The 24584-nt window shown below is 61.4% G+C and carries 26 protein-coding genes and 1 riboswitch; of the genes, 22 read left to right on the plus strand and 4 right to left on the minus strand.

What is annotated here, in order from left to right; translation table 11 throughout:
* The first annotated feature begins 171 nt into the window (after positions 1–171).
* From F8N96_RS21915 to F8N96_RS21940, 6 genes are all read left to right on the plus strand, one after another.
* Positions 172–1224: a DUF2066 domain-containing protein gene (locus F8N96_RS21915; RefSeq protein ID WP_150799586.1), complete on the plus strand. Its 1053-nt coding sequence runs from the start codon at positions 172–174 to the stop codon at positions 1222–1224.
* A 35-nt stretch (positions 1225–1259) separates the two neighbouring features.
* A complete protein-coding gene (locus F8N96_RS21920) occupies positions 1260–2336 on the plus strand; it encodes an AI-2E family transporter (RefSeq protein WP_150799587.1) in 1077 nt (358 codons plus the stop codon).
* A gap of 230 nt (positions 2337–2566) precedes the next feature.
* A complete protein-coding gene (gene hda / locus F8N96_RS21925) occupies positions 2567–3271 on the plus strand; it encodes a DnaA regulatory inactivator Hda (protein ID WP_150799588.1) in 705 nt (234 codons plus the stop codon).
* Positions 3272–3485: 214 nt separating this feature from the next.
* A complete protein-coding gene (locus tag F8N96_RS21930) occupies positions 3486–4136 on the plus strand; it encodes a C40 family peptidase (protein ID WP_150799589.1) in 651 nt (216 codons plus the stop codon).
* A gap of 163 nt (positions 4137–4299) precedes the next feature.
* A complete protein-coding gene (locus tag F8N96_RS21935) occupies positions 4300–4839 on the plus strand; it encodes a C40 family peptidase (protein ID WP_150764436.1) in 540 nt (179 codons plus the stop codon).
* Between the two features lie 16 nt (positions 4840–4855).
* On the plus strand, positions 4856–5509 hold the full coding sequence (locus tag F8N96_RS21940) for a class I SAM-dependent methyltransferase (RefSeq protein ID WP_150799590.1): 654 nt from the start codon (positions 4856–4858) through the stop codon (positions 5507–5509).
* A gap of 133 nt (positions 5510–5642) precedes the next feature.
* Here F8N96_RS21940 and F8N96_RS21950 read toward each other — a convergent pair whose 3' ends face one another.
* Complete coding sequence (locus F8N96_RS21950; protein WP_150799592.1) at positions 5643–6956, minus strand: PQQ-dependent sugar dehydrogenase; 1314 nt, start codon at positions 6954–6956, stop codon at positions 5643–5645.
* Between the two features lie 116 nt (positions 6957–7072).
* Positions 7073–7307, plus strand: a riboswitch (cobalamin riboswitch).
* Positions 7308–7387: 80 nt separating this feature from the next.
* Here F8N96_RS21950 and cobO point away from each other — a divergent pair.
* The 14 genes from cobO (at position 7388) to F8N96_RS22020 (ending at position 19091) form a co-directional block, all read left to right on the plus strand.
* Positions 7388–7999: a cob(I)yrinic acid a,c-diamide adenosyltransferase gene (gene cobO / locus F8N96_RS21955; protein ID WP_150764433.1), complete on the plus strand. Its 612-nt coding sequence runs from the start codon at positions 7388–7390 to the stop codon at positions 7997–7999.
* Positions 7996–9396: a cobyrinate a,c-diamide synthase gene (locus F8N96_RS21960; RefSeq protein ID WP_150799593.1), complete on the plus strand. Its 1401-nt coding sequence runs from the start codon at positions 7996–7998 to the stop codon at positions 9394–9396. Before cobO ends, F8N96_RS21960 begins: the two co-directional genes overlap by 4 nt.
* Positions 9393–10043 carry a 5,6-dimethylbenzimidazole synthase gene (gene bluB / locus F8N96_RS21965; RefSeq protein WP_150799594.1) on the plus strand — a complete coding sequence of 217 codons (651 nt, stop codon included), beginning with the start codon at positions 9393–9395 and terminating at the stop codon, positions 10041–10043. Before F8N96_RS21960 ends, bluB begins: the two co-directional genes overlap by 4 nt.
* Positions 10040–10948, plus strand: a complete 909-nt coding sequence (gene cbiB, locus F8N96_RS21970) for an adenosylcobinamide-phosphate synthase CbiB (protein ID WP_150764430.1) — start codon at positions 10040–10042, stop codon at positions 10946–10948. Before bluB ends, cbiB begins: the two co-directional genes overlap by 4 nt.
* Positions 10941–11933, plus strand: a complete 993-nt coding sequence (gene cobD / locus F8N96_RS21975; RefSeq protein WP_150799595.1) for a threonine-phosphate decarboxylase CobD — start codon at positions 10941–10943, stop codon at positions 11931–11933. The genes cbiB and cobD overlap by 8 nt, the downstream gene beginning before the upstream one ends.
* A complete protein-coding gene (locus F8N96_RS21980) occupies positions 11930–13381 on the plus strand; it encodes a cobyric acid synthase (RefSeq protein WP_150799596.1) in 1452 nt (483 codons plus the stop codon). The genes cobD and F8N96_RS21980 overlap by 4 nt, the downstream gene beginning before the upstream one ends.
* Positions 13382–13531: 150 nt before the next feature.
* Positions 13532–14053 (plus strand): bifunctional adenosylcobinamide kinase/adenosylcobinamide-phosphate guanylyltransferase, encoded by a 522-nt coding sequence (gene cobU, locus F8N96_RS21985; protein WP_150799597.1) that lies wholly within the window; start codon positions 13532–13534, stop codon positions 14051–14053.
* On the plus strand, positions 14050–15105 hold the full coding sequence (gene cobT, locus F8N96_RS21990; RefSeq protein ID WP_150799598.1) for a nicotinate-nucleotide--dimethylbenzimidazole phosphoribosyltransferase: 1056 nt from the start codon (positions 14050–14052) through the stop codon (positions 15103–15105). Before cobU ends, cobT begins: the two co-directional genes overlap by 4 nt.
* Entirely contained in the window at positions 15102–15677 is a 576-nt protein-coding gene (gene cobC, locus F8N96_RS21995; RefSeq protein WP_150799599.1) for an alpha-ribazole phosphatase family protein, read from the plus strand. Before cobT ends, cobC begins: the two co-directional genes overlap by 4 nt.
* A 2-nt stretch (positions 15678–15679) precedes the next feature.
* A complete protein-coding gene (locus F8N96_RS22000) occupies positions 15680–16414 on the plus strand; it encodes an adenosylcobinamide-GDP ribazoletransferase (protein WP_150799600.1) in 735 nt (244 codons plus the stop codon).
* 283 nt (positions 16415–16697) lie between these two features.
* A complete protein-coding gene (locus tag F8N96_RS22010) occupies positions 16698–17102 on the plus strand; it encodes a MarR family winged helix-turn-helix transcriptional regulator (protein ID WP_150799601.1) in 405 nt (134 codons plus the stop codon).
* Between the two features lie 52 nt (positions 17103–17154).
* Positions 17155–18363, plus strand: a complete 1209-nt coding sequence (locus tag F8N96_RS22015) for an MFS transporter (RefSeq protein ID WP_150799602.1) — start codon at positions 17155–17157, stop codon at positions 18361–18363.
* Entirely contained in the window at positions 18360–18482 is a 123-nt protein-coding gene (locus tag F8N96_RS35720; RefSeq protein WP_257784576.1) for a hypothetical protein, read from the plus strand. The genes F8N96_RS22015 and F8N96_RS35720 overlap by 4 nt, the downstream gene beginning before the upstream one ends.
* Positions 18483–18539: 57 nt before the next feature.
* A complete protein-coding gene (locus F8N96_RS22020; RefSeq protein ID WP_150799603.1) occupies positions 18540–19091 on the plus strand; it encodes a glutathione peroxidase in 552 nt (183 codons plus the stop codon).
* Between the two features lie 200 nt (positions 19092–19291).
* On the opposite strand, the gene F8N96_RS22025 is transcribed toward F8N96_RS22020, so the two are convergent.
* From F8N96_RS22025 to F8N96_RS22035, 3 genes are all read right to left on the minus strand, one after another.
* The gene (locus F8N96_RS22025; protein WP_150799604.1) at positions 19292–20563 is read right to left on the minus strand and encodes an OmpP1/FadL family transporter; all 1272 of its coding nucleotides are present in this window, start codon (positions 20561–20563) and stop codon (positions 19292–19294) included.
* Positions 20564–20708: 145 nt separating this feature from the next.
* Entirely contained in the window at positions 20709–21194 is a 486-nt protein-coding gene (locus F8N96_RS22030; RefSeq protein WP_150764419.1) for a hypothetical protein, read from the minus strand.
* 276 nt (positions 21195–21470) lie between these two features.
* Positions 21471–21695 carry a hypothetical protein gene (locus F8N96_RS22035; protein WP_007898912.1) on the minus strand — a complete coding sequence of 75 codons (225 nt, stop codon included), beginning with the start codon at positions 21693–21695 and terminating at the stop codon, positions 21471–21473.
* A gap of 1000 nt (positions 21696–22695) precedes the next feature.
* On the opposite strand from F8N96_RS22035, the gene F8N96_RS22045 reads away from it, so the two are divergent.
* Both F8N96_RS22045 and rmuC read left to right on the plus strand, forming a co-directional pair.
* A complete protein-coding gene (locus tag F8N96_RS22045; RefSeq protein ID WP_150799605.1) occupies positions 22696–23019 on the plus strand; it encodes a sel1 repeat family protein in 324 nt (107 codons plus the stop codon).
* A gap of 175 nt (positions 23020–23194) precedes the next feature.
* On the plus strand, positions 23195–24559 hold the full coding sequence (rmuC, locus tag F8N96_RS22050; RefSeq protein ID WP_191630697.1) for a DNA recombination protein RmuC: 1365 nt from the start codon (positions 23195–23197) through the stop codon (positions 24557–24559).
* The last annotated feature ends 25 nt before the right edge of the window (positions 24560–24584 follow it).

Genomic DNA, 24584 nt, shown 5'->3' on the forward strand with positions numbered 1-24584 from the left:
GGTGCAATCGTGCAGGGCTGTATAAGGTAGCGCTATTAACCGTCTATCGTTAGGGCAGTGCGAAAAACTTACCCGGGCCGTGTGAATGTTTTGCATCGAGCGAGGGTCACAGCCTTGCTCCTTTGTCTTCATGCGGTCTGTTCCAGCCGCTCTCGTTGTCAGGAATCTTCCATGCGTTTTCTCAAATTGCTGTTTATGGGCGGTTTATCCTTGGTCAGCCTCGCCAGTCAGGCCGAAACCGTCAAAGGCCTTTATCAGGTGCGCGAGCCTGTCAACAGCCAGGCGCCCGAGGAGCGCGATCAAGCCACCCAGCGGGCGCTGGATACCCTGGTATTGCGCCTGACCGGTGATCCCAAGGCGGCGCAAAGCCCGGGGCTGGCGGCGCTGCGCAAGGATCCGCAACAGATCATCAGTCAATTCGGTTTTGAGGCCGGCCCGCCGGAAGTACTGAAGGTCGATTTCGACCCGGCCACCACGGAGCAGGCGTTGCGCCGTGCCGGGTTATCGCTCTGGGGCGCGAACCGACCGTCGATCCTGGGCTGGTGGTTGAACGATGCGACCGAGGGCTCGAGCCTGGTGGGCGATGGTCAGGCCAGCGCGACGCCGTTGCGCAGTGCGGCACGCTACCGTGGTTTACCGTTGCGCTTGCCGCTGGCGGACCTGAATGAGCAGATCGTTGCCACCGCGCCGAATCTGGAAGGCACGGATCCGGCGCCGTTGCGCGGAGTTTCGGAACGTTACAATGCCGATGCCTTGCTGGCCGTGCATGCCCGTGAAGAGGGGGGGCAGTGGCAAGCCAAGTGGCGCTTGTGGCTGGGCGATCAGAAAGAGGCTGGCAGTGTGCAGGGTGCGGATCAGGCCGCCGTGGCCGATGCCGTCATGTTGGCGGTCAGTGAGCGTCTGGCGCCGCGGTTTGTGGTCAAGCCGGGTGCTTCGAGTGAACAATTGCTGGAAGTGCAGGGCATGAACCTGGAGCGCTATGCGGCCCTTGGGCGTTTGCTCGAACCTTTTGGCGCGCGCCTGCAAAGCGTCGATGGCGACCGGATTCTGTATCGGGTCAAAGGTAGCGCCGAACAGTTGAAGGCGCAGTTGTCCCTGGCCAGGTTGCAGGAAGTGCCGGCCGGTGAGGCGCCTGCCCCCGCGGCCCCGGCCCAGCCTTCGGCCGATGGCTCGGTACCTGCCGTGGCGCCGAAACCGACGCCGCAGCTGCGTTTCCGTTGGTAAGTTGTTCTTTCCTTATATAGAAGCTGGAGTGGTTCATGGCCGATACGCGGCGTTGGTTCTGGTTGGGTGGGGTGATCCTGCTCTGCGCGTTTTTCTGGCTGTTGCATCCGATCCTGACGCCCTTTCTGGTCGCGCTGCTGCTGGCCTATCTGTTCGACCCTCTTGTCGATCGACTGGAGAAAGCCGGTCTGTCCAGGACCTGGGGCGTGATCGCGGTGTTTGCGCTGTTTACCGTGATCTTCACCACCTTGCTGTTGGTGTTGGTGCCGATGCTCGCCAAGCAGTTGTTTCGCTTGTATGAGCTGACGCCACAAATGCTCGACTGGTTGCAGCACAGCGCACTGCCTTGGGCGCAATCGAAATTTGGCCTGTCGGATGGTTTCTGGAAATTCGACAAGCTCAAGGCAGCGATCAGCGAACACATGGGCCAGACCACTGACATTGTCGGCGTGGTGCTGAGTCAGGCGACGGCTTCCGGGCTGGCATTGATCGCTTTGCTGGCGAATCTGGTGCTGATCCCGGTGGTGATGTTCTACCTGTTGCGGGACTGGGACCTGATGATGGCCAAGATCCGCGGCCTGCTGCCCCGTGATCGCGAAGCGCGTGTGATGACACTGGCCGGTGAATGCCATGAAGTGCTGGGTGCATTCGTGCGCGGGCAGTTGCTGGTGATGGTGGCGCTGGGCGTGATCTACGCGGCGGGCCTGATGCTGATAGGGCTGGAGCTGGGGCTGTTGATCGGTCTCATTGCCGGTCTGGCCGCGATCGTGCCGTACATGGGTTTTGTCATCGGGATTGGTGCGGCATTGGTTGCCGGCCTGTTCCAGTTCGGTGGCGACCTGTACCCGATGGTTGGCATCGTCGCAGTATTCATGGTCGGTCAGGCGCTGGAAGGCATGGTATTGACGCCTTTACTGGTGGGAGACCGGATCGGTCTGCATCCGGTGGCGGTGATCTTCGCGATTCTGGCGGGGGGCGAGCTGTTCGGCTTCACCGGCGTGCTGCTGGCGTTGCCGGTGGCGGCGGTGATCATGGTGCTGGTGCGTCACGTGCATGATTTGTACAAGGATTCAGATATGTACAGCGGCGGCGTCGACGAGCCCGAGCTCTGAGGTAGGTGGACCGTTGCTCGCGGGCAGCCTGGTTCATCGCCGGGTTGACCTGCCGCTTTTGCATCGCTTTTGCCCTTGGCGCCAAAAAAACTGTCATAAAACCAGTGCATTAACGCAAACCGTTGATTTTGCTTGTGGTCTGTCGCATTGTGCGGTCAGCTTCACGGGTATAAACTTCGCAAACTTTACACAGAGGCCACTAACGGTTCCCCTGGAACTGTTCAGTCAGCATGAAACCGATTCAGCTGCCCCTAGGTGTGCGTCTGCGTGATGACGCTACCTTTATCAATTACTACCCAGGCGCCAATGCCGCTGCACTCGGCTATGTCGAGCGGCTATGCGAAGCCGACGCCGGCTGGACCGAAAGCCTGATTTATCTCTGGGGCAAGGACGGGGTAGGGCGTACGCATCTGTTGCAGGCGGCCTGCCTGCGTTTCGAACAGCTGGGAGAGCCGGCGGTGTATCTGCCGTTGGCCGAGCTGCTGGACCGTGGCATCGAAATCCTCGACAACCTCGAACAATACGAGCTGGTCTGCCTGGATGACTTGCAGGCGGTCGCCGGGCGTGCGGATTGGGAGGAGGCGCTGTTCCATCTGTTCAACCGTCTGCGTGACAGCGGTCGGCGCCTGTTGATCGCCGCTTCGACGTCGCCGCGTGAGCTGCCAATCAAACTGGCGGATCTCAAGTCCCGTCTGACCCTGGCCCTGATCTTCCAGATGCGCCCGCTTTCCGACGAAGACAAATTGCGCGCCTTGCAACTGCGCGCTTCTCGTCGCGGCTTGCACCTGACCGACGAAGTCGGGCATTTCATCCTGACGCGGGGCACTCGCAGCATGAGTGCGCTATTCGAGTTGCTCGAGCGCCTCGACCAGGCGTCTCTTCAAGCCCAGCGCAAGTTGACGATTCCGTTCCTCAAAGAGACGTTGGGCTGGTGAAACCCATGTCTGACGCAGGTTTCGGCAGTTTTCCGACGCCAGCAAAGCTGCATGCCTACAGATCTGCAGGCTGCGCGACGACTAAATGGGGCTTAAGCGCTTAGATGTAATCGAGAAGCCGGGAAGTCACATAAAGGTCGATTGAATTTGCAAATGAGCATGATTGCGGGCATAGTCGCGGCCTCTCTTATAACTATCAGCCACGGTCGTGCTCATGCTAAAGCGCTTCGCACCCCTCGTGCCTCTCGCACTCGTCACCCTGTTGTTTGGTTGCGCTGCTCATTCTCCAGTGCCCCAGCAAGAGCAAAAACAGCAGGTTATCAATTCAGTTACCGCCCAATCGACTTCCGTTCTTCTCCAGGAAGCCATTGAGCAAGAGGCGGCCAGCGATAAAGAACTGGCCAGCTTCGGCAATGGCAAGTCCTACCAGCTTCCGGTTCTGGCCGACAGCATCCTCGAACGCGGCATGTCCCTGATCGGCACCCGTTACCGTTTCGGTGGCACCTCCGAAGCCGGTTTCGATTGCAGTGGCTTTATCGGTTATCTGTTTCGTGAAGAAGCCGGTATGAACCTGCCGCGCTCCACCCGCGAAATGATCAACGTGGACGCCCCGCTGGTGACCCGCAGCGATCTGAAACCGGGTGATTTGTTGTTCTTCGCCACCAACGGCCGTCGTGGGCGCGTCAGTCATGCCGGGATCTACCTGGGCGACAACCAGTTCATCCATTCCAGCAGCCGCCGCAGCGGTGGTGTCCGGATTGACAGCCTGGGCGACAGCTACTGGAGCAAAACCTTCATCGAAGCCAAGCGCGCACTCGCCATGGCGCCGGATTCGATCCCGACGATCGTCACTGCCCGCAAGTAAGCGGACATTTTGTAAGGTGAACTTAAAGTCTTACTTGAAGTTTGCCGTGCAGCAGCTAGAATCTTGATCTAATATTGATGGCAAACCGCCTGCGTCCTGCGCAGGCGGTTTTCTTTTCTGCCCCGCCGGTGGAAAAGCCGCAGCCAGATCAGGGTGTTCTGTTATGACGATGTCAGCCCGCTTCGCAATCCTGCTCTTCGCCGCGCTGCTCAGCGCCTGCGCCAGCCGCACACCGCCACCCCCTGCGCCGGTGATTCGCGCGCCGCTGGTTTTCGGCCCCTCCCAAGCCTTTTCTCCCGCCGTGGAAGACGTACTGTTTCGTGCGCTCGGCCTCGTCGGCACGCCCTATCGCTGGGGCGGCAACACGCCGGATTCGGGGTTTGATTGCAGCGGGTTGATCGGGTACGTCTACCGGGATGTGGCCGGTATTTCCTTGCCGCGCACGACTCGCGAGATGATCGGTATGCAAGCGGCCAGTATCGGCAAGGAAGGCCTGCAAACCGGCGACCTGATTTTCTTCGCGACCAATGGCGGCTCCCAAGTCAGCCATGCCGGGATCTATGTCGGTGAAGGCCGTTTTGTCCATGCGCCGGCCACGGGCGGTACGGTCAAGCTCGACAGCTTGTCCAAGGCTTATTGGCAGAGGGCTTATCTGAGCGCCAAGCGTGTGCTTCAACCAGAGCATCTGGCGCATAACCCATAGATTGCAGAGTTTGGTCATGACCGCTCGCACGCTCAATCTCGACGATTCCCTGTATCAATACCTGCTCGACGTCTCTCTCCGGGAGACGCCGCTGCTCAAACGCTTGCGCGACGAAACCCAGGCGTTGCCCATGGCGCGTTGGCAAGTGGCGCCGGAGCAGGGGCAATTCCTCGCCTTGCTGGTAAAGCTCACCGGCGCCAGGCGTGTGCTGGAAGTGGGCACCTTCACCGGTTACAGCGCCTTGTGCATGGCGGCGGCATTGCCGGAGGACGGTTCGCTGATCTGTTGTGATATTCCCGGCGACTACAACACGACCGCACGCCGTTACTGGCAGGAAGCGGGTCTGGCGCAGCGGATCGACCTGCGGTTGGCGCCAGCGTTGGAGACCCTGGCGGAGCTGGATTGCCCGGGACAGTTCGACCTGGTCTTCATCGATGCCGACAAGGCCAATTACCCGTGCTATCTGGAGCATGCGCTGCGTTTGCTGAGGGTCGGCGGCCTGGCCGTGTTCGATAACACCCTGTGGAGTGGGCGGGTGCTCGAGGACAATCCTGAAAGCGCCGACACCCGCGCCATCCAGGCGCTCAATCGGGCCTTGAAGGATGACGTGCGGGTGGATTTGTCGCTGTTGCCTGTAGGTGATGGGTTAACGCTTTGCCATAAACGCTGATCTCCTGTGGGAGCGAGCCTGCCCGCGAAGTGGCCAGCAAATTCAACCTCATTTTTGGCTGATCGACCGCTTTCGCGAGCAGGCTCGCTCCCACAGGTGCTATGCGTCTCCTGTAAGTGATGGGGTATTGCAGTTATTTGGCAGTCGACACCCGCCACACCTTGTTCCCCACATCATCCGCCACCAGCAAACCGCCCTGCCGATCGATCACCACCCCCACCGGACGACCCATGGCTTTTTCGTCATCGGTGAGGAACCCGGTGAGCACATCGACCGGTTGCCCGACTGGTTTGCCGGCGCTGAATGGCACGAAAATCACTTTGTAGCCACTGTGCGGGTCGCGGTTCCACGAGCCGTGCTGGCCGACGAAGGCGCCCTCCTTGAACTGCGTCGGCAGGGTGTTGCCTTCAGCAAAGGCCAGGCCCAGCGATGCCGTGTGCGGGCCGACTGCGTAGTCCGGCGCAATGGCCTTGGCCACCAGGTCCGGATTCTGCGGGGTCACGCGCGCATCGACATGTTGTCCGTAATAGCTGTAGGGCCAGCCGTAGAACCCGCCGTCCTTCACCGATGTGATGTAGTCCGGTACCAGGTCGCTGCCGATTTCGTCGCGTTCATTGACGGCGGTCCACAGCGCTCCACTCCGGGGTTCCCAGGCCAGGCCGTTGGGATTGCGAATGCCTGAAGCGAAGATCCGGTGGTTGCCGGTGGCGCGGTCCACTTCCCAGATCGCCGCGCGACCTTCTTCCTGGTCCATGCCGTTTTCGGCGACATTGCTGTTGGAGCCCACCGTCACGTACAGCTTGCTCCCGTCCTTGCTGGCGATGACGTTTTTGGTCCAGTGATGATTGAGCGTGCCGCCCGGCAGATCGACCACTTTGATCGGTGGCGACTTGATCGCCGTCTCGCCATTTTCATAGTGGAAGCGCAGCAAGCGGTCCGTATCGGCAACGTACAGGTCAGTGCCGACCAGGGTCATGCCGAACGGCGAATTGAGGTTTTCCAGGAACACCGTACGGGTTTCGGCGATGCCGTCGTGGTCCTGGTCCCGCAGCAAGGTGATGCGGTTCGGGCTCGGTACGGCAGCACCGGCACGGCCCATGACTTTCTTCATGACCCAGCCTTTAACGCCCTTGCCATCATCGGGCTTGGGTGGCGCGTTGGTTTCGGCGACCAGCACGTCGCCGTTGGGCAATACATACAGCCAGCGCGGGTGATCGAGGCCTTCGGCAAAGGCGGCAACCTGAGTGCCCGCCGCGGCGACGGGTTTCGCGCCGTCTGGCCAGCCGATCGCCGGGGCGACGTTCACCGTCGGGATCAGGGTCTTGTTCGGTTTCGGCAGCCTGGGCGACGGTCCGGTGCCGTCCATGACTTGCAGGCTGGAGGTTTCACCACAGGCGGCAAGCCCTCCGGCGAGCGCGATGACGAGAACGAGCTGGGGCTTGCGCATGCTGATCTTCCCTATGGACGCGTTGATACAATCATAGAGAAGCCCAGACGCGCGATGGTTCAACCGGTCAGCCGCGGGGCTCTTTCTCAATTGACGCTCCACCCCCAACCCTCTAACCTTCGCGGCTTGTTTCAGGTGCTCTGTGGCCATGGCCGACAGAGTGAAACAGGGAAGTCGGTGAGTGACAGTCTTCGAACGATGAAGCGTCATGATCCCGACGCTGCCCCCGCAACGGTAAATGAGTGAAGACTGCGCCTTGAGCCACTGTGTCGAAAGCCGACATGGGAAGGCGCGCAGTCCGGCCAGCGCCGCTCATGAGCCCGGAGACCGGCCTGATCCATCCAGCGGCATCACGGTGGGCGATGCCAGGCTTTTTGCCGTCTATTCTTGTGCCTGCCCGCCGTTATCCAGCCTCAACGGAGAGCTCCCCCATGACTGATACCCCCGATCGTGATGAACGTCACCTGGCGCGCATGCTGCGCAAAAAAGCCGTGATCGATGAACGCATCGCCAATTCCCCGAACGAATGCGGCCTGCTGCTGGTGCTGACCGGCAACGGTAAAGGCAAGAGCAGTTCGGCCTTCGGCATGCTCGCCCGCTCCCTGGGCCATGGCATGCAGTGTGGCGTGGTGCAGTTCATCAAGGGCCGCAACAGCACCGGCGAAGAATTGTTCTTCCGCCGTTTTCCGGAGCAGGTGCGGTTTCATGTGATGGGCGAGGGTTTCACCTGGGAAACCCAGGACCGCCAGCGTGATATCGCGGCCGCCGAAGCCGCCTGGGCGGTGTCCCGGGAACTGCTGAGCGATCCGTCCATCGGCCTGGTGGTGCTCGATGAGTTGAACATCGCCCTCAAGCACGGTTACCTCGACCTCGATCAGGTGCTCAGCGACTTGCAGGCGCGCCCGCCGATGCAACATGTAGTGGTTACCGGTCGCGGTGCCAAACCGGAAATGATCGAGCTGGCCGACACCGTCACCGAAATGGGTGTGGTCAAGCACGCGTTCCAGGCCGGGATCAAAGCGCAAAAAGGCGTCGAATTGTGAGTCAGCCACGTCATTGCCCGGCGGTCTTGATTGCCGCGCCGGCCTCCGGTCAGGGCAAGACCACCGTCACCGCCGCGCTGGCCCGGTTGCACCGCAATCAAGGGCGCAAGGTGCGGGTCTTCAAGTGCGGTCCGGATTTCCTCGACCCGATGATTCTCGAGCGCGCCAGCGGTGCGCCGGTGTATCAACTGGACATGTGGATGGTCGGCGAGCAGGAAAGTCGTCGACTGTTGTGGGAAGCCGCTGCTGTTGCCGACCTGATCCTGATCGAAGGGGTCATGGGGCTGTTCGACGGTACGCCGTCCAGCGCCGACCTGGCACGGCACTTCGGTGTGCCGGTGCTGGGGGTGATCGACGGCACTGCGATGGCCCAGACCTTTGGCGCGCTGGCCCTGGGGCTGGCGCGCTATCAGCCGGACTTGCCGTTTGCCGGGGTGTTGGCCAACCGCGTGGGCACCTTACGGCATGCGCAATTGCTCGAAGGCAGCCTGACGGAAGGCCTGCGCTGGTATGGCGCCCTGTCCCGGGAAACCGGGATCGAATTGCCGAGCCGTCACCTGGGGCTGGTTCAGGCCAGCGAGTTGAACGATCTTGATCTGCGCCTCGACGCGGCGGCCGATGCCCTGGCCAGCAGTTGCGAGGTGGCATTGCCGCCGGCCGTGGAATTCGCCGCCCCTGATGTGATCCCTGCCGAGCCGTTGTTGGCCGGCGTGCGGATTGCCGTGGCCCGTGACGAAGCCTTTGCCTTCACCTACGGCGCGAGCCTGGATTTGCTGCGCGCCATGGGCGCCGAGTTGCTGTTTTTCTCGCCGATCCGGGACACCGGATTGCCGCAGGCGGACAGTCTGTACCTGCCGGGCGGTTATCCGGAGTTGCACCATCTGGCGCTGTCGCGGAACACATCGATGCTCGACGCGATTCGCGCTCACCATGGGGCGGGCAAACCGTTGTTGGCCGAGTGCGGAGGCATGTTGTATTTGCTGGATTCGTTGACCGATGTCGAAGGCACCCGTGCCGAATTGGTCGGCTTGTTGGCCGGCGATGCGGTGATGCAAAAGCGTCTGGCTGCGTTGGCTTTGCAGGCGGTTGAACTGCCGGAAGGTTTGATGCGTGGGCACACTTATCATCATTCGTTGACCAGCACCGGGCTTGAGCCGATTGCCCGTGGGCTGAGCCCGAATGGCGGGCGCGGGGCGGAGGCGGTTTATCGTGAGGGGCGGATGACGGCCTCTTATGTGCATTTTTATTTTCCGTCCAATCCATCGGCGGTTGCCGCATTATTTGCGCCTGACCGTGAGGCCGCCTTCGCGAGCAGGCTCGCTCCCACATTGGTCAATGAGTTGTCTGACGAAACGCGGTCCCCTGTAGGAGCTGGCTTGCCAGCGAAGAGGCCATGACAGACAACGCCTTCTCCGAAGCCGAACGCGAAGCGGTCTACCGTGTGATCGCCGAACGCCGCGACATGCGCCACTTCACCGGCGGCACCGTCGCGCCCGATCTGCTGCGGCGCCTGCTCGAAGCCGCCCACCAGGCCCCGAGCGTGGGCCTGATGCAGCCCTGGCGCTTCATCCGCATCAGCGACCGCGCCCTGCGCGGCAAAATCCAACAGCTGGTGGAAGAAGAACGCATCCGCACCGCCGAAGCCCTCGGCGAGCGCAGCGACGAATTCATGAAGCTCAAGGTCGAAGGTATCAACGACTGCGCCGAAGTGCTGGTCGCGGCGCTGATGGACGATCGCGACCGGCATATCTTCGGCCGCCGCACCTTGCCGGAAATGGACATGGCCTCCTTGTCCTGCGCGATCCAGAACCTGTGGCTGGCCTCCCGTGCCGAAGGACTGGGCATGGGTTGGGTCTCTTTGTTCGAGCCGCAAGCCCTGGCCGCCTTGCTGGAAATGCCCGTTGGCGCCAAGCCGCTGGCCGTGCTGTGCCTGGGGCCGGTGAAGGAATTCTATCCAGCACCGATGCTGGCACTCGAAGGCTGGGCCCAGGCGCGTCCGCTTGGCGAATTGCTGTATGAAAATTATTGGGGAGTGAGTCAATGAGTGTGGCGTTGTTGAGTGTCGCCGCGGTGGCGCTGGATGCGCTGCTGGGTGAGCCCAAACGCTGGCATCCGCTGGTGGCGTTCGGCCGTTTTGCCGACCGCATCGAGCAACGTTTCAACAGCGAAGGTCGCGGCTGGCGCAGTCACGGCGTCACCGCCTGGGTCATCGCGGTCGTGCCGCTGACCTTGCTGGCCACGGCGTTTTCCTGGGCGCCTTATGTCGGCTGGATCGTCGAAATCCTCGCGCTCTATTGTGCCCTCGGCATGCGCAGCCTCGGTGAACACGTCGAGCCAGTGGCCAAGGCCCTGCGCAGCGATGATATTGAAGAAGCCCGCAAACGGGTGGGTTATCTGGTCAGCCGCCAGACCAGCGAACTGGATAAAACCGAAGTCGCCCGCGCCGCTACCGAATCGGTGCTGGAGAACGGCAGCGACGCGGTATTTGCCGCGCTGTTCTGGTTCGCGGTAGCGGGGGCGCCCGGGGTGGTGCTCTATCGCCTGAGCAACACCCTCGATGCGATGTGGGGTTACCGAAACGACCGCTTCGAACGTTTCGGCTGGGCCGCGGCCAAGATCGATGACGTGCTCAATTACATTCCCGCACGCCTGGTGGCGTTGACCTACGCACTGCTCGGCAAGACCCGCCTGGCATTGAAATGCTGGCGCACCCAGGGCCCGACCTGGGACAGCCCGAATGCCGGGCCGGTGATGGCCGCCGGGGCTGGCGCGCTCGGCGTCGAGTTGGGCGGGGCGGCGATCTATCACGGTGAACTGCATCAACGCCCGCAACTGGGTGAAGGCCCGCCGGCGGATGCCGACTCCATCGACCGTGGCTGGCAATTGGTCAAGCGCGGGGTATGGTTATGGTTGCTGATCCTTTGCGTGGGGGCTGAATTTTATGCTTGAGCACGGAGGTCGATTGCGCAGGGCGGCGCTCGAATACGGCATCGCCGAAGCCGACTGGCTGGACCTGTCCACCGGTCTTGCACCCTGGCCGTTTGCAGTCGCGCAGGTGCCATTGCGCGCCTGGGCACGATTGCCGGAAACCGATGACGGTCTGGAGCAGGCGGCCTGCGACTACTACGGCGCCGCACAGGTGCTGCCGGTGGCCGGTTCGCAAATGGCGATCCAGCTGTTGCCGCGTTTGCGTCGCATCGGCAAGGTCGGCGTGCTCTCGCCCTGTTACGCCGAGCACGCCGAAGCGTGGCGCCGCAACGGTTATATCGTGCGTGAAGTGCTGGAGCAGGAAGTCGACTTCTTTCTCGACAGTCTCGACGTGCTGGTGGTGGTCAACCCGAACAATCCCACCGGCCTGAGCCTGACCCCGAGTCGCCTGCTCGACTGGCATGCGAAACTGGCTCAGCGCGGTGGCTGGCTGGTGGTGGACGAGGCGTTCATGGACAACACGCCACACTTGAGCCTGGCGCCTTTTGCCGATCAGGTCGGGTTGATCGTGCTGCGTTCCTTCGGCAAGTTTTTTGGCCTGGCCGGTGTGCGCCTGGGCTTTGTGCTGGCCGAGCGCCGGCTGCTCAAGTTGCTGGCCGAGCAAGTAGGACCGTGGGCGGTCAGCGGACCGACCCGGGTAGTGGGGCAGGCTTGCCTGTTGGACACCGAAGGCCACACCCGCCAACGGCAGCGCACCGAAGCGGCCAGCGAGCGCCTGGCGCGGCTGCTGGCACAACAGGGTTTCGCACCCCAGGGCGGCTGCGCGCTGTTTCAATGGCTGATCACCGAGCGCGCCGAAGCACTGCATGAATTCATGGCGCGGCGCGGCATTCTGCTGCGGTTATTCACTCACAACAGCAGCCTGCGATTCGGCTTGCCCGCCGACGAAGCCGACTGGACACGTCTCGCGCAAGCGTTCGAAGCCTACGCCAAGGAAAGCCAATGACGACGTTGATGGTGCAAGGCACTACATCGGACGCGGGTAAAAGCACGCTGGTGACGGCGCTCTGTCGTTGGGTCACCCGGCAGGGCGTCAGCGTCGTGCCGTTCAAGCCACAGAACATGGCGCTCAACAGCGCCGTGACCGCCGATGGCGGTGAAATCGGTCGCGCGCAAGCGGTGCAGGCCCAGGCGGCCAACCTTGAACCGCACACCGACATGAACCCGGTGCTGCTCAAACCCAACAGCGATACCGGCGCCCAGGTGATCATTCATGGTCGCGCCGTCACGACCATGAATGCGGTGGCCTATCACGACTACAAATCCATCGCCATGCAAGCGGTGCTGGCTTCCCATGAGCGCCTGAGCGGGGCTTATCCGGTGGTCATGGTCGAAGGCGCCGGTTCGCCGGCCGAGATCAATCTGCGTGCCGGCGACATCGCCAACATGGGGTTCGCCGAGGCGGTGGACTGCCCGGTGGTGCTGATTGCCGACATCAATCGCGGCGGGGTTTTCGCCCATCTGGTGGGCACCCTGGAATTGCTGTCGCCGAGTGAACAGGCGCGGGTCAAAGGGTTCATCATCAACCGCTTCCGCGGCGACCTCGCGTTACTGCAGCCGGGGCTGGATTGGCTGGAGGCGCGCACCGGTAAACCGGTGATCGGCGTGTTGCCGTATGTGATGGACCTGCACCTGGAAGCCGAGGACGGTATCGATCAGCGCCAGACCGACAAGGCGGACCAGGTGCTCAAAGTGCTGGTGCCGGTGCTGCCGCGGATCAGCAACCACACCGATTTCGATCCGCTGCGTCTGCACCCGCAAGTGGACTTGCAATTCATCGGCCCGGGCCAGGCTATCCCGCCCGCCGACCTGATCATTCTGCCCGGTTCGAAAAGCGTGCGCAGCGATCTGGCGTATCTGCGTGCCAATGGCTGGGACAGCGCCATCAGTCGTCATCTGCGCTATGGCGGAAAAGTGCTGGGCATCTGTGGCGGCCTGCAGATGCTCGGTGAGCAGGTGCATGACCCGCTGGGCCTCGAGGGTGCGCCGGGTTCCAGCGCCGGTTTGGGTTGGCTGGCCTTCGACACGCAGCTGGAACAAGAGAAGCAGTTGCGCAATGTCCGCGGGCGTCTGGCGCTGGAAGATGCGCCGGTCACCGGCTATGAAATCCATGCCGGGGTGACTACCGGGCCGGCGCTGGAAAACGCAGCCGTGCAGTTGGACGATGGTCGCTGCGATGGCGCGCAAAGTCTTGACGGGCAGATCTTCGGCACCTATCTGCATGGCCTGTTCGAATCCCCGGCGGCCTGCAGTGCGTTGTTGCGATGGGCGGGTTTGCAGGCTGTGCAGGAGGTGGATTACCACGGGTTGCGCGAGCGCGATATCGAGCGGTTGGCGGATCTGGTGGAGAAACATCTGGATACCGGGTTGTTGCGTCAGCTCTGTGGGATTTGAGTTGATTTTGAAAGCGCCTTCGCGAGCAGGCTCGCTCCCACATTCAATCGGTGGCGAACACAGATTCTGTGTCCGCTGGGAATCAGTGTGGGAGCGAGCCTGCTCGCGAAGGGGCCAGTCGCTACAACGCCTATTTAAAGGGATATGACCATGCTCCAACTGATCCTCGGCGGCGCCCGCTCCGGCAAAAGTCGCCTGGCTGAAAAGCTGGCAACAGACACCGGACTCCAGGTGACCTACATCGCCACCAGCCAACCCCTGGACGGAGAAATGAACGATCGGGTCGCCCATCACCGTGCCCGTCGTCCGGCCGAATGGGCGTTGATCGAAGAACCCGTCGAGCTGGCCCGCGTCCTGCGCGAAACCGCCAGCGTCGATCGTTGCCTGCTGGTGGACTGCCTGACGCTGTGGATGACCAATCTACTGATGCTCGAAAATGCCGAGCGTCTGGTGGCCGAACGCGAAGCCCTGCTCGACTGCCTGGCATCGCTGCCGGGCGAGATCATTTTTGTCAGCAACGAAACCGGAATGGGGGTCGTGCCGCTGGGCGAATTGACTCGCCGTTATGTCGATGAAGCCGGCTGGCTGCATCAAGCCTTGGCCGAACGTTGTCAGCGCGTCGTCCTGACCGTCGCCGGCCTGCCCCTGACTTTGAAAGGAACTGCGTCATGACTCAATCCTGGTGGCTGAACCCGTGCAAGCCGATCGACGCCCAAGTCGTCGAACAAGCTGAGGCGCGACAGCAGCAACTGACCAAACCGGCCGGCTCCCTCGGTCGTCTCGAGTCGGTGGCAGTGCAATTGGCCGGGCTGCAGGGCCGGCTGAAGCCGAGCCTGGATCAGCTGTGGATCGCAATTTTCGCCGGTGACCATGGCGTGGTCGCCGAAGGGGTGTCGGCGTTTCCCCAGGCGGTCACCGGGCAGATGCTGCTCAACTTCGTCAACGGCGGGGCGGCGATCAGCGTGCTGGCGCGGCAACTGGGGGCCTCCCTTGAAGTGATCGATCTGGGCACCGTGACGCCGTCGTTGGAGCTGCCGGGCGTGCGTCACCTCAACCTCGGCCCGGGCACCGGCAATTTCGTGGACGGTCCGGCCATGACTCGCGCCCAGGGCGAACTCGCCTTGCAGGCCGGTCGCGACAGCGTGCAGCGAGCCATCGCGGCGGGCGCGCAGTTGTTCATTGGTGGTGAAATGGGCATCGGCAACACCACCGCGGCCAGCGCCCTGGCCTGCGCCTTGCTCGATTGCCCGGTGCTGCATCTGGCCGGGCCGGGTACCGGGCTCGACGCGGCGGGGGTCAGCCATAAGGCGCAGGTCATCGAGCGCGCGTTGGCGTTGCACGGCGCTCAGCGTGGCGACGTGCTGCAAACCCTGTTCAACCTCGGTGGTTTTGAGATCGCGGCGCTGGTCGGCGCGTATCTGGCGTGTGCCCAGGAAGGTGTCGCGGTGCTGGTGGACGGGTTCATCTGCAGTGTTGCCGCGCTGGTCGCGGTGCGCCTGAACCCGGATTGCCGCGAATGGCTGTTGTTCGGCCATCGCGGTGCCGAGCCGGGTCATCGCCATGTGCTGGAAACCCTGAACGCCGACCCCCTGCTGGACCTGGGGCTGCGCCTGGGTGAGGGCAGCGGCGCCGCGTTGGCGGTGCCGTTGCTGCGCCTGGCCTGCGATCTTCACGGGCAGATGGCGACCTTTGCCGAAGCCGCGGTAGCGGATCGTCCGGCATGACCTTGCACCTTGATCTCTTGCGCCACGGCGAAACCGAACTCGGCGGTGGCCTGCGCGGCAGCCTCGACGATGCGCTGACCGATAAAGGCTGGGCGCAGATGCGCGCGGCGGTCGTCGAGCAAGGGCCTTGGGATCGCCTGGTCAGCTCACCTCTGCAACGCTGCTCACGGTTCGCCGAAGAGCTCGGAGCACAACTGGGTCTGCCCGTGCAATTGGATAAAGATCTTCAGGAGTTGCATTTCGGGGCCTGGGAAGGGCAGAGCGCCGCGACGCTGATGGAGACCGATGCCCAGGCGTTGGGTTTGTTCTGGGCCGATCCCTATGCGTTTACGCCGCCTGAGGGAGAGCGGGTCGAGGATTTTTCGACGCGGGTGTTGGCCGCGGTCGAGCGTTTGCAGGCAACCTGCGCGGGGCAGCGGGTCTTGCTGATCAGCCATGGCGGTGTGATGCGTTTGTTGCTGGCCCGGGCGCGGGGATTGCCGCGTGAACAGTTGCTCAATGTCGAAGTCGGTCATGGTGCGTTGTTCTCGCTGGCCATCGGGGCTGACGGCTTGTTGACGGAAGCGAGCTGAACATGCTGCCGTTCTGGATTGCCCTGCAGTTCCTGAGCAGTCTGCCGATTCGTCTGCCGGGCATGCCTACGCCACAGGAAGTGGGGCGCTCGCTGCTGTTTTATCCGCTGGTCGGTTTACTGATCGGCGTGATTCTGTGGGCGCTGAACTGGCTCTTGCTAGGCACGCCTTTGTTGCTGCACGCGGCGTTGTTGTTGACAGCGTGGGTGTTGCTCAGCGGCGGGTTGCATCTCGATGGCCTGGCCGACAGCGCCGATGCCTGGCTCGGCGGGTATGGCGACCGTGAGTGCACGCTGACGATCATGAAAGACCCTCGCAGCGGGCCGATCGCGGTGGTGACGCTGGTGCTGGTGCTGCTGCTCAAATTCGCTGCGTTGCTGGCGTTGATCGAGCAGCCACACAGCGTTGTGCTGATCATCGTTCCATTGATCGGCCGTGGCGCGATGCTGGGTTTGTTCCTGACCACGCCTTATGTGCGTCCCGGCGGTTTGGGGCAGGCACTGGCTGACCATTTGCCGCGTCTGGCGGGTATGCAGGTGTTGGCGGTCAGTGTGGTGGCCTGTGTACTGGTGGCGGGTCTCGGTGGGGTTTTGGCCGTGGTGCTGGCAGCGCTGGTATTTGCCTGGTTGCGGCACGCAATGCTGCGGCGATTGGGCGGGACGACGGGCGATACGGCGGGAGCGTTGCTGGAGTTGCTGGAAATGATAGTGATCGTAGGCCTCGCGGTAATCCTGTAGGAGCGAGGCTTGCCCGCGAACCAGGCGCCGCGGTGTATCTATCGCCCCGCGTCATCGTTCTTCGCCGGCAAGCCTGGCTCCTACAGCGAACCAGGGCGCCGCGGTGTATCTATCGCACCGCGTCATCGTTCTTCGCCGGCAAGCCTGGCTCCTACAGCGAACCAGGCGCCGCGGTGTATCTATCGCCCCGCGTCATCGTTCTTCGCCGGCAAGCCTGGCTCCTACAGGCGGTGTAATGTCTAAAAAATTTGCTTTCATTTAACCGCGGGTATATACACGCACCATGCTCGACTCCCAATGTTTATGCATCAACCTGCGTCGCGCCGCCCGTGGCGTCAGCAGGCACTACGACGGCGCTCTCGACGGCTTCGGGATCAACGTTGCCCAGTATTCTTTACTGTGCAATCTGCAACGCCTGGATCAACCGAGTATTTCCACCCTGGCCGAGGCCATGGGGCTGGATCGCAGCACCCTGGGACGCAATCTGCGGGTGCTGGAGGGCGAAGGGCTGGTCATGCTGGTCGAAGGCGCAGACATGCGTAATCGCATCGTCAAGCTCACCGAGGCCGGCGCGGAACGCCTGACAGCGGCGTTGCCCGCCTGGGAGGCGGCGCAACAGCGCCTGGTTGATCGGCTGGGCGCCGAAAAACGCGAAACCTTATTGAAGCTGTTGGACGAACTGGCTTGAAGCCGGTTTTTCCGATTATAAGCGGGTATATACCCGCAACTGGGGAACAAAAATGACATCGATGTGGCGTACGTGCGGATGGGTGCTGTTGGGGAGTGCGCTGATTCTCGCGTTGTCTCTGGGCGTACGGCATGGCTTCGGGCTGTTTCTGGCGCCGATGAGTGCCGAGTTCGGCTGGGGGCGTCAGACATTTGCCTTCGCCATTGCCTTGCAGAACCTGATCTGGGGCTTGGCGCAACCGTTCACCGGCGCCCTGGCCGACCGCTTCGGTGCGGCGAAAGTGGTCGCCATCGGCGGTGTCCTCTACGCCTTGGGCCTAGTGTTCATGGGCCTGTCCGACTCGGCGGTGACCTTGTCGCTCAGTGCCGGTCTATTGATCGGTATTGGTCTGTCGGGCACCTCGTTCTCGGTGATCCTCGGCGTGGTGGGGCGCGCGGTGCCGCCGGAGAAACGCAGCATGGGCATGGGCATCGCCAGTGCCGCCGGTTCTTTCGGCCAGTTCGCCATGTTGCCCGGCACGCTGGGCTTGATCGGCTGGCTGGGCTGGTCCGTGGCGTTGCTGGTACTGGGCCTGCTGGTGGCGCTGATCGTGCCGCTGGTGAGCATGCTCAAGGACAAACCCCTGCCGGTCCTCGGCCATGAGCAAACCCTGTCCGAAGCGCTGCACGAAGCCTGCTCCCACTCGGGCTTCTGGCTGCTGGCGTTCGGCTTTTTTGTCTGCGGCTTCCAGGTGGTGTTCATCGGCGTGCACTTGCCGGCTTATCTGGTGGACCAGCATCTTCCGGCCACCGTCGGTACCACGGTGCTGGCGTTGATCGGGCTGTTCAATATATTCGGTACCTACACGGCGGGCTGGCTCGGCGGGCGGATGTCCAAGCCGCGTTTGCTCACCGGTCTTTACTTGCTGCGGGCGGTAGTCATCGGGTTGTTCTTGTGGGCGCCGGTGACGACGACCAGCGCCTATCTGTTTGGCATGGCGATGGGTTTCCTGTGGCTGTCGACCGTGCCCTTGACCAACGGCACGGTCGCGACCTTGTTCGGCGTACGAAACCTGTCCATGCTCGGCGGGATTGTGTTCCTGTTCCATCAGCTCGGATCATTCCTCGGCGGCTGGTTGGGCGGGGTGGTGTATGACCGAACCGGGAGTTACGACTTGATCTGGCAGGTAGCGATTCTCTTGAGCCTGTTGGCCGCCGCCCTGAACTGGCCGGTGCGTGAGCAGCCGGTGGCACGCCTGCAAAGCCGGATGAGTGCGATATGAACAGCCTCTGGCCGCGGATTGCGCTGACGGCTGTCTGCGCCTCGCTGCTGGCCTTGGCGTGGTGGGGCTGGCATCAGGGCGGGCTGGCCTTGATGCAGTTGGGCATGGGTGCTTGCTAGCAGGCTGTGAGGGCGAGTAACGTCGTGACTGACGACTCTCCTCAAGGATGCACCGACATGCTGATGCGCTGGCTTGCAGTTCCCGCGTTAGTGGTAGCCTTTACCGGATTGGCTCACGCGGCAGAATGCCCCGATCTGTTGCAGGGGTCGTTACCCAAGTTGCGCGCCAAGGAAACCATCGACCTGTGCCAGCGCTTTGCCGGCAAGCCGCTGGTGGTGGTCAATACGGCCAGCTTCTGTGGCTTCGCCCCGCAATTCAAAAGCCTTGAAGCGCTGAATCAGCGGTACAAGGATCAAGGGCTGGAGGTGATCGGCGTTCCATCCCATGACTTCAAGCAGGAATCGAAGGATGGTGCCGAGACCGCCAAGGTCTGTTACGCGAATTACGGCGTGACCTTCACCATGACCGAGCCGCAGAAAGTCCGTGGTGACGACGCCACTCACCTGTTCAAGGTCCTGGCCAGGCAGAGCAGTGCGCCGAAGTGGAATTTCTATAAGTACGTGGTCGATCGCCAGGGCAAGGTGATCGCCGATTTCTCCAGCCTGACCAAGCCCGACGATCCCGAATTCATCGAAGCCGTGGAGAAAGCCCTGGCTTCGCAACCCTGATCGACACCCCTTGTAGGAGCTGGCTTGCCAGCGAAAGCGATGTATCAGTCACCATTAATGTTGGATGGAATATCGCCTTCGCTGGCAAGCCAGCTCCTACAGGGGGAGCAATCATAGTCCGATAAAAAGCCCCGCCTCTGTTCAAGAGCGCGGGGCTTTTTCAATTCAGGCGGCGAGGGGTTCAGGCTCGCCGTGAATCATCAGAAACGGTAGGTCGCGCCTACACCGAAACCATTCGCATAGTTTTCATACTTGGCGTCGTAGGCTTGGCGGCCGTTGTTGTCGTTGACCTTGACCGACTCTTCATGCAGGTACGAATACGCCACATCGATGGTCAGGTCATCGGTCGGGCTCCAGCCGGCACCGAGGCTGAAGATTGTGCGATCGCCAGTCGGGATGCGTGGGGAGCGGTTTTCGTTGTTGGTCGGCGCCTGGTCAACGGACAGACCGGTACGCAGTACCCATTGCTTGTTCAGCTGGTACGACGCGCCAATAGCGTGAGCCCAGGTGTCGTGCCAGTTCTGCTCTTCGGTGATGGTGCCGAAGCCGCGTGCGGCCAGAGCGGCGGGAACGCCTTCGTTCTCGACGGAGATTTCTTTCAGGCGACTCCAGCGAGTCCAGGTGCTGCCTGCGTAGAGGGTCCACTGGTCGTCCAGTTTGTGGGTAACCGAGAAGTCGACCGATTCAGGCGTAGTGATGTCCAGCGAAGCGTCGAACTTCTGGTTCGGGTTCTGACCCAGGGCGCCGAGGAGGCCGTAGTTGACCTTGGTATCACCATCCAGCTTGTACTTCACTTTCGAGTGATAGGTCATGCCGACGCTGGTGCTGTCGGTGGCTTGAACCAGGATACCAACGTTGTAGCCCAGCGCGGTATCGTCACCCTTGATCTTGACTTCGCCGTCCGGCGCGGCCGGGTTCAGCGACAGGTTCGATTCCAGCTTGCCGTCGATGCGGTTGATGGTCGGGCCGAAACCGATGGAAACCTTGTCGTTGAAGGCGTAGCTGACGGTTGGCTGGAGGGTGACGATCTTGACTTCGCTCTTGCTGCCGAAGTAACGGCCGGCAAAGCCGTTCTCGTAATCGGTCACCAGGCCGAATGGAGCGTACACGCCGATGCCGAATGCCCACTGGTCATCGATTGGCTTTACGTAGTAGCCCATGGGTACACCCATGAAAGGGACCATGTCACCTTTGTTGGTGCCACCGTTCGGACGGGAGCTGGCATCACTGATGTCAGTGTGTGCATCGATAAATGCAACACCGCCGGTCACTTGTTCGCGTTTGAGGCGAGACATGCCGGCAGGGTTGCCAAAAATGGTGGATGCGTCGTCGGCAGAAGAAGATCGCCCGGCAAAACCTGTACCCATCCCGCTGATGCTTTGTTCGTTGAGGGCAAAGCCACTTGCAAAGATCTGGGTGGATGCCAAGGCAACGGCGAGGCTAATGGTGGTTTTGAGCATTACTTTTTTCATTATTAGAACTCCTGGTGATCACCGGGGCGAAAATTACCAAGAATTTCGTTCGGGCGCTATAGGCTGTATCGCTTGATTTAGAGCGGTTTTGTAGGACAATCCGACCAGATTCGCGACATGTTGCGCGATCTTTCGAAAAGGAGGGTCAGCAGGCGACCTGATTCAGCGGTGAAACACAGGTTTGCCAGGCGAAGGTGAAGTCACGCAGGCGTCCTTGAGGCTGGAAGGTCTGGCGCCAGATTCGGGCCATTCCCATCAGGTCGTCTGCGGCTTCGGGGAGCGGGGTATTCTGTTCTTCTACCAGCAGCCAGGCGATGGCGGTGGCGTAACGCAGGTTGACGGTCAATTCGAGGTGCGGGCTACTGAGGAATGCATGCTGGCTGGCCAGGCCGCGAACCAGGCTGGCACGCTCCGGGTCCAGTGCCAGGTAGTGGTCCCAGAGCGCCTGGTGGCGGAGTTCGGCAATTCGGTACAGGCCGTGTCCACGGCGGTCATGCAGGGCGGAACCAAGGGCAGACTGGCTGGCGGCAATGCCCAGCAGCAGGGATTCGGCAGTTGCGCTATGGCGCCCGAGGTAAATCAAGGTCGGACGGATCACATAACGGCACAGTTCGCTGGCAGCGATACCCATAACACCCTCGAAACGCGAAGTAGTCGGCGAGTCCTGAAGGGGCCTTGGCAGCAGTGGATCGGCTCAGGCTCGCCGGAAGCGGAACAGGCCGCTTGAGTTGAAGTGTAGTGTCATATTCGCGCCGTAAAGGACTGTTTTTAAAATATTTCCGGCTTCGAGTTATAACCTTTATATCGGTTAGTGCTTAGGCAGTGGCGAGGCAATGGGAAACATCGGGCAATAAAAAGCCCCGCTTTTTTGAGCGAGGCTTTTACGGTTTTCAGTCTTGCTGGCGTATCAGGCAACCAGTGCCTGACGGGTACGCTCGATCACGGCCTGCAGCGGCTCGGCGCTGGAGTATTGATCGGGGTACAGGCGTTCGCTGTGACGGGCGATGCCGTGTTCGTTGACCAGGGTAAAGCTGAAGCAGCCTTTGCGGGCGGCCATGATCAGGCAGTTCATCGGTGCAAAAGCGTTGGTCAGGGTGCGGATAGCATCCTGGGTGTGGATTTGAGTAGACATAGTCATTGGGTGTTCCTACAAGCGACACGGATAAGAGCCGTGCAAAATTAAAACGTTCCAGTGACGACGACCACCGTTGGTCGAACGAAGAACCCGACTGGAACAAAGCAGCCAGTTTGAAGCGCTGATAATTGGCGCGCTTGGGCTGGCAGGTAGGTACTTAGGAGGGCAGGCAACACATCAAGGGCAAAGGTTCTGGGCCCGGGGTGAAGATCCTGATCAATTTGCAGGCTGGTTCGGTCAGAGTAAGTGATCTTCGCAACACCCTTTGCTTTCGATTCAAAGGCTGTGTTGACGCAAGGTTTACCTGGAAACCATCGAGGTGGTCGATCCCGCTTTTTCGGTGGAGGCTTCCTTGGGGAAGGCTGACCGGGGGGATTTGTTCGACCAGAATTGACTTTCAGCTTGGTACTAACGCCGCGGATAGTAACGCAATGATTGGGCAAAGGGAAGGGTTCTGGCAAAAAAGATGCCTGCCCTCGCATTTTCCGCCTCGCGCGTCGGGCGTCTTGGATAGCTCAAGACCGGCGTTTTCGCGCTGTGGTAGCACAGATTCCGATATTCGGTCGTCGATATTCGTCGAGTTCGCACTGGGCTGGATCAGGGGTTTTGCCAGGGTTTATCCCCAGGACCGACACGAAAATGCTCCGAAAAAACGTCCCGATATAACTGCCCGAAAGGTACTTGTGCACATTAGTTGCGCGGGCTGTCACCCCACTGTCATCTAGCCTTCAACCCGGGTGGGTGCCTGTATCCGAAATTTAAGTCAATGAAAAACATCGCTTTTTTTTACTGGTGAAAAAATCGTCAGTTTGACTGCGAGCCCCATTCCATAGGGCTTTGCGAGAGTTAAAGGGAGGTTGTCCACTGAGTTATCCACAGCTTCTGTGGATTGTCCCGAGCGCTTGCTCTAGGACGGGCGTGCCGGGTTTTTTTAGGCTTTACCTGTAAGAAAAAAAGAGTAGAGTGGCGCGCCTTCCGATCTGTCCCACAGTGCTTTATGAAGTTTCGCTCAGTATCAATCTCAGTCACTTCCACACCCGCCCCTGTTACTCCGCCCAAGCGTTTTTCGATGCGTGTGGCCGAGTGGTTGCTGGACAGCCCGCGTCTGGGTGAAAACACCAACGTCAAACACTTCGCCGGACGTTTGCTCAAGCAACCGGCCCGTGAAGGCGTCGTCGCCGCGCAAAGTCGGCTCGGTCAGCTGATGTGCCGCGAGTGCGGCAATGCCCGGGATCGCCGAATCGGTCAGGACCTGCTGCGCCAGGCTGCGCGGGCAGGGGATCGACGCGCCCAGCAGGAACTGGGTCTGATCGAAGACTGAGCTGTCCAAGACCTGACGCCTTGGTTAACCTTCAAGTTTTATCGAATGGGCAGGATTGGCTATGGCTATGGACTTGACCAGCGCGTTACTCGGTCTGGCGGGTGCTGCGCTGCCGTTGCTGGTATTGGCTTGGCAATTACAGCGCCGGGCGAGCGCGATGCAGTCGCAGGTGGCGTTGCTGGAAGAGCGCCTGACCACCGCCCATCTGGCTCAGGATGGACTGAACGCCCAACTCGAAGCCTGCCGCGATGAAATCGCCGATCTGGGCCAGGCCAACACGGCCCGGCAAGCGGACCTGGCCGCGGTGCGCCGTGAAGTCGAACTGCTGCAGATCGAGCGCGACGACGCCCGCGATGCCGCTCACGCGTGGAACCTGGAGCGCGCCGGCAAAGAAGCCGAGTTGCGTCGTCTGGACGCCCAGGCCGCCTCGCTCCACGCCGAACTGCGTGAGCAGCAGGAAAGCCATCAGCAGCGTCTCAGTGACCTGCAGGGCTCGCGAGACGAGCTACGCGCGCAGTTTGCGGAGCTGGCCGGCAAAATCTTCGACGAGCGTGAGCAGCGTTTTGCCGAAACCAGTCAGCAGCGCCTGGGGCAGTTGCTCGATCCTTTGAAGGAACGCATCCAGTCCTTCGAAAAACGCGTCGAGGAAAGTTATCAGGCCGAAGCCCGGGAGCGTTTCTCCCTGGCCAAGGAGCTGGAGCGGTTGCAGCAGTTGAACCTGCGCCTGAGCGATGAAGCAACCAACCTGACCCGGGCCTTGAAAGGCCAGAAAACCCAGGGCAACTGGGGTGAATTGATTCTGGAGCGGGTGCTGGAACATGCGGGCCTGGAGAAGGGGCGCGAATACCAGACCCAGGTCAATCTCAAGGGCCCGGACGGTGAGCGATTCCAGCCGGACGTGATCATTTATCTGCCGGGCGACAAGCAGGTGGTGGTCGACTCCAAAGTCAGCCTGACGGCCTATCAGCAATTCGTGGCGGCCGAAGACGATGCCATCGGCCAGATCGCGATCAAGCAACACGTGCTGTCGCTGCGCAATCACGTCAAAGGCTTGTCCGGCAAGGACTATAAGCGGCTCGACGGTTTGCACAGCCTGGATTTCGTCTTGCTCTTCGTCCCGATCGAAGCGGCGTTTTCCGCCGCGCTGCAGGCTGAGCCGACGCTGTTCCAGGAGGCTTTCGACCGCAATATCGTGATCGTCAGCCCGACGACGCTGCTGGCGACGTTGCGTGTCATCGACAGCCTGTGGAAACAAGAGCGGCAAAGCCAGAACGCCAGGGAAATCGCCGAGCGAGCCGGGTGGCTGTACGACAAGTTCGTGCTGTTCATCCAGGATCTGGATGAGGTCGGCAATCGCTTGCAACAACTGGACAAGGCCTATAGCTCCGCGCGCAACAAGCTGACGGAAGGGCGTGGCAACCTGGTCAGTCGCAGTGAGCAGCTCAAGTTGCTGGGCGCGCGGGCGAGCAAGAGCCTGCCGGCGGACCTGCTGGAGCGGGCGATGACGGATGTGGATGGTTTGGCCGAGTTGCCGGAGTAGATGATCGTTCCCATGCTCTGCGTGG

The sequence above is a fragment of the Pseudomonas fluorescens genome (assembly GCF_902497855.1).
Classification (GTDB): Bacteria; Pseudomonadota; Gammaproteobacteria; order Pseudomonadales; family Pseudomonadaceae; genus Aquipseudomonas; species Aquipseudomonas fluorescens_BI.

Bases quoted from the DNA above. Each gene is read 5' to 3' on its own strand.
- F8N96_RS22015 (WP_150799602.1), top strand. From the start codon at position 17,155: ATGACATCGATGTGGCGTACGTGCGGATGGGTGCTGTTGGGGAGTGCG.
- cobO (WP_150764433.1), top strand. From the start codon at position 7,388: ATGACTGATACCCCCGATCGTGATGAACGTCACCTGGCGCGCATGCTG.
- F8N96_RS22020 (WP_150799603.1), top strand. From the start codon at position 18,540: ATGCTGATGCGCTGGCTTGCAGTTCCCGCGTTAGTGGTAGCCTTTACC.
- F8N96_RS35720 (WP_257784576.1), top strand. From the start codon at position 18,360: ATGAACAGCCTCTGGCCGCGGATTGCGCTGACGGCTGTCTGCGCCTCG.
- cobU (WP_150799597.1), top strand. From the start codon at position 13,532: ATGCTCCAACTGATCCTCGGCGGCGCCCGCTCCGGCAAAAGTCGCCTG.
- F8N96_RS21930 (WP_150799589.1), top strand. From the start codon at position 3,486: ATGCTAAAGCGCTTCGCACCCCTCGTGCCTCTCGCACTCGTCACCCTG.
- F8N96_RS22030 (WP_150764419.1), bottom strand. From the start codon at position 21,194: ATGGGTATCGCTGCCAGCGAACTGTGCCGTTATGTGATCCGTCCGACC.
- cbiB (WP_150764430.1), top strand. From the start codon at position 10,040: ATGAGTGTGGCGTTGTTGAGTGTCGCCGCGGTGGCGCTGGATGCGCTG.
- F8N96_RS21940 (WP_150799590.1), top strand. From the start codon at position 4,856: ATGACCGCTCGCACGCTCAATCTCGACGATTCCCTGTATCAATACCTG.
- F8N96_RS21915 (WP_150799586.1), top strand. From the start codon at position 172: ATGCGTTTTCTCAAATTGCTGTTTATGGGCGGTTTATCCTTGGTCAGC.
- cobT (WP_150799598.1), top strand. From the start codon at position 14,050: ATGACTCAATCCTGGTGGCTGAACCCGTGCAAGCCGATCGACGCCCAA.
- hda (WP_150799588.1), top strand. From the start codon at position 2,567: ATGAAACCGATTCAGCTGCCCCTAGGTGTGCGTCTGCGTGATGACGCT.
- bluB (WP_150799594.1), top strand. From the start codon at position 9,393: ATGACAGACAACGCCTTCTCCGAAGCCGAACGCGAAGCGGTCTACCGT.
- F8N96_RS22010 (WP_150799601.1), top strand. From the start codon at position 16,698: ATGCTCGACTCCCAATGTTTATGCATCAACCTGCGTCGCGCCGCCCGT.
- F8N96_RS21980 (WP_150799596.1), top strand. From the start codon at position 11,930: ATGACGACGTTGATGGTGCAAGGCACTACATCGGACGCGGGTAAAAGC.
- F8N96_RS22025 (WP_150799604.1), bottom strand. From the start codon at position 20,563: ATGAAAAAAGTAATGCTCAAAACCACCATTAGCCTCGCCGTTGCCTTG.
- F8N96_RS21950 (WP_150799592.1), bottom strand. From the start codon at position 6,956: ATGCGCAAGCCCCAGCTCGTTCTCGTCATCGCGCTCGCCGGAGGGCTT.
- F8N96_RS22000 (WP_150799600.1), top strand. From the start codon at position 15,680: ATGCTGCCGTTCTGGATTGCCCTGCAGTTCCTGAGCAGTCTGCCGATT.
- cobD (WP_150799595.1), top strand. From the start codon at position 10,941: ATGCTTGAGCACGGAGGTCGATTGCGCAGGGCGGCGCTCGAATACGGC.
- F8N96_RS22035 (WP_007898912.1), bottom strand. From the start codon at position 21,695: ATGTCTACTCAAATCCACACCCAGGATGCTATCCGCACCCTGACCAAC.
- F8N96_RS21935 (WP_150764436.1), top strand. From the start codon at position 4,300: ATGACGATGTCAGCCCGCTTCGCAATCCTGCTCTTCGCCGCGCTGCTC.
- cobC (WP_150799599.1), top strand. From the start codon at position 15,102: ATGACCTTGCACCTTGATCTCTTGCGCCACGGCGAAACCGAACTCGGC.
- F8N96_RS22045 (WP_150799605.1), top strand. From the start codon at position 22,696: ATGAAGTTTCGCTCAGTATCAATCTCAGTCACTTCCACACCCGCCCCT.
- F8N96_RS21920 (WP_150799587.1), top strand. From the start codon at position 1,260: ATGGCCGATACGCGGCGTTGGTTCTGGTTGGGTGGGGTGATCCTGCTC.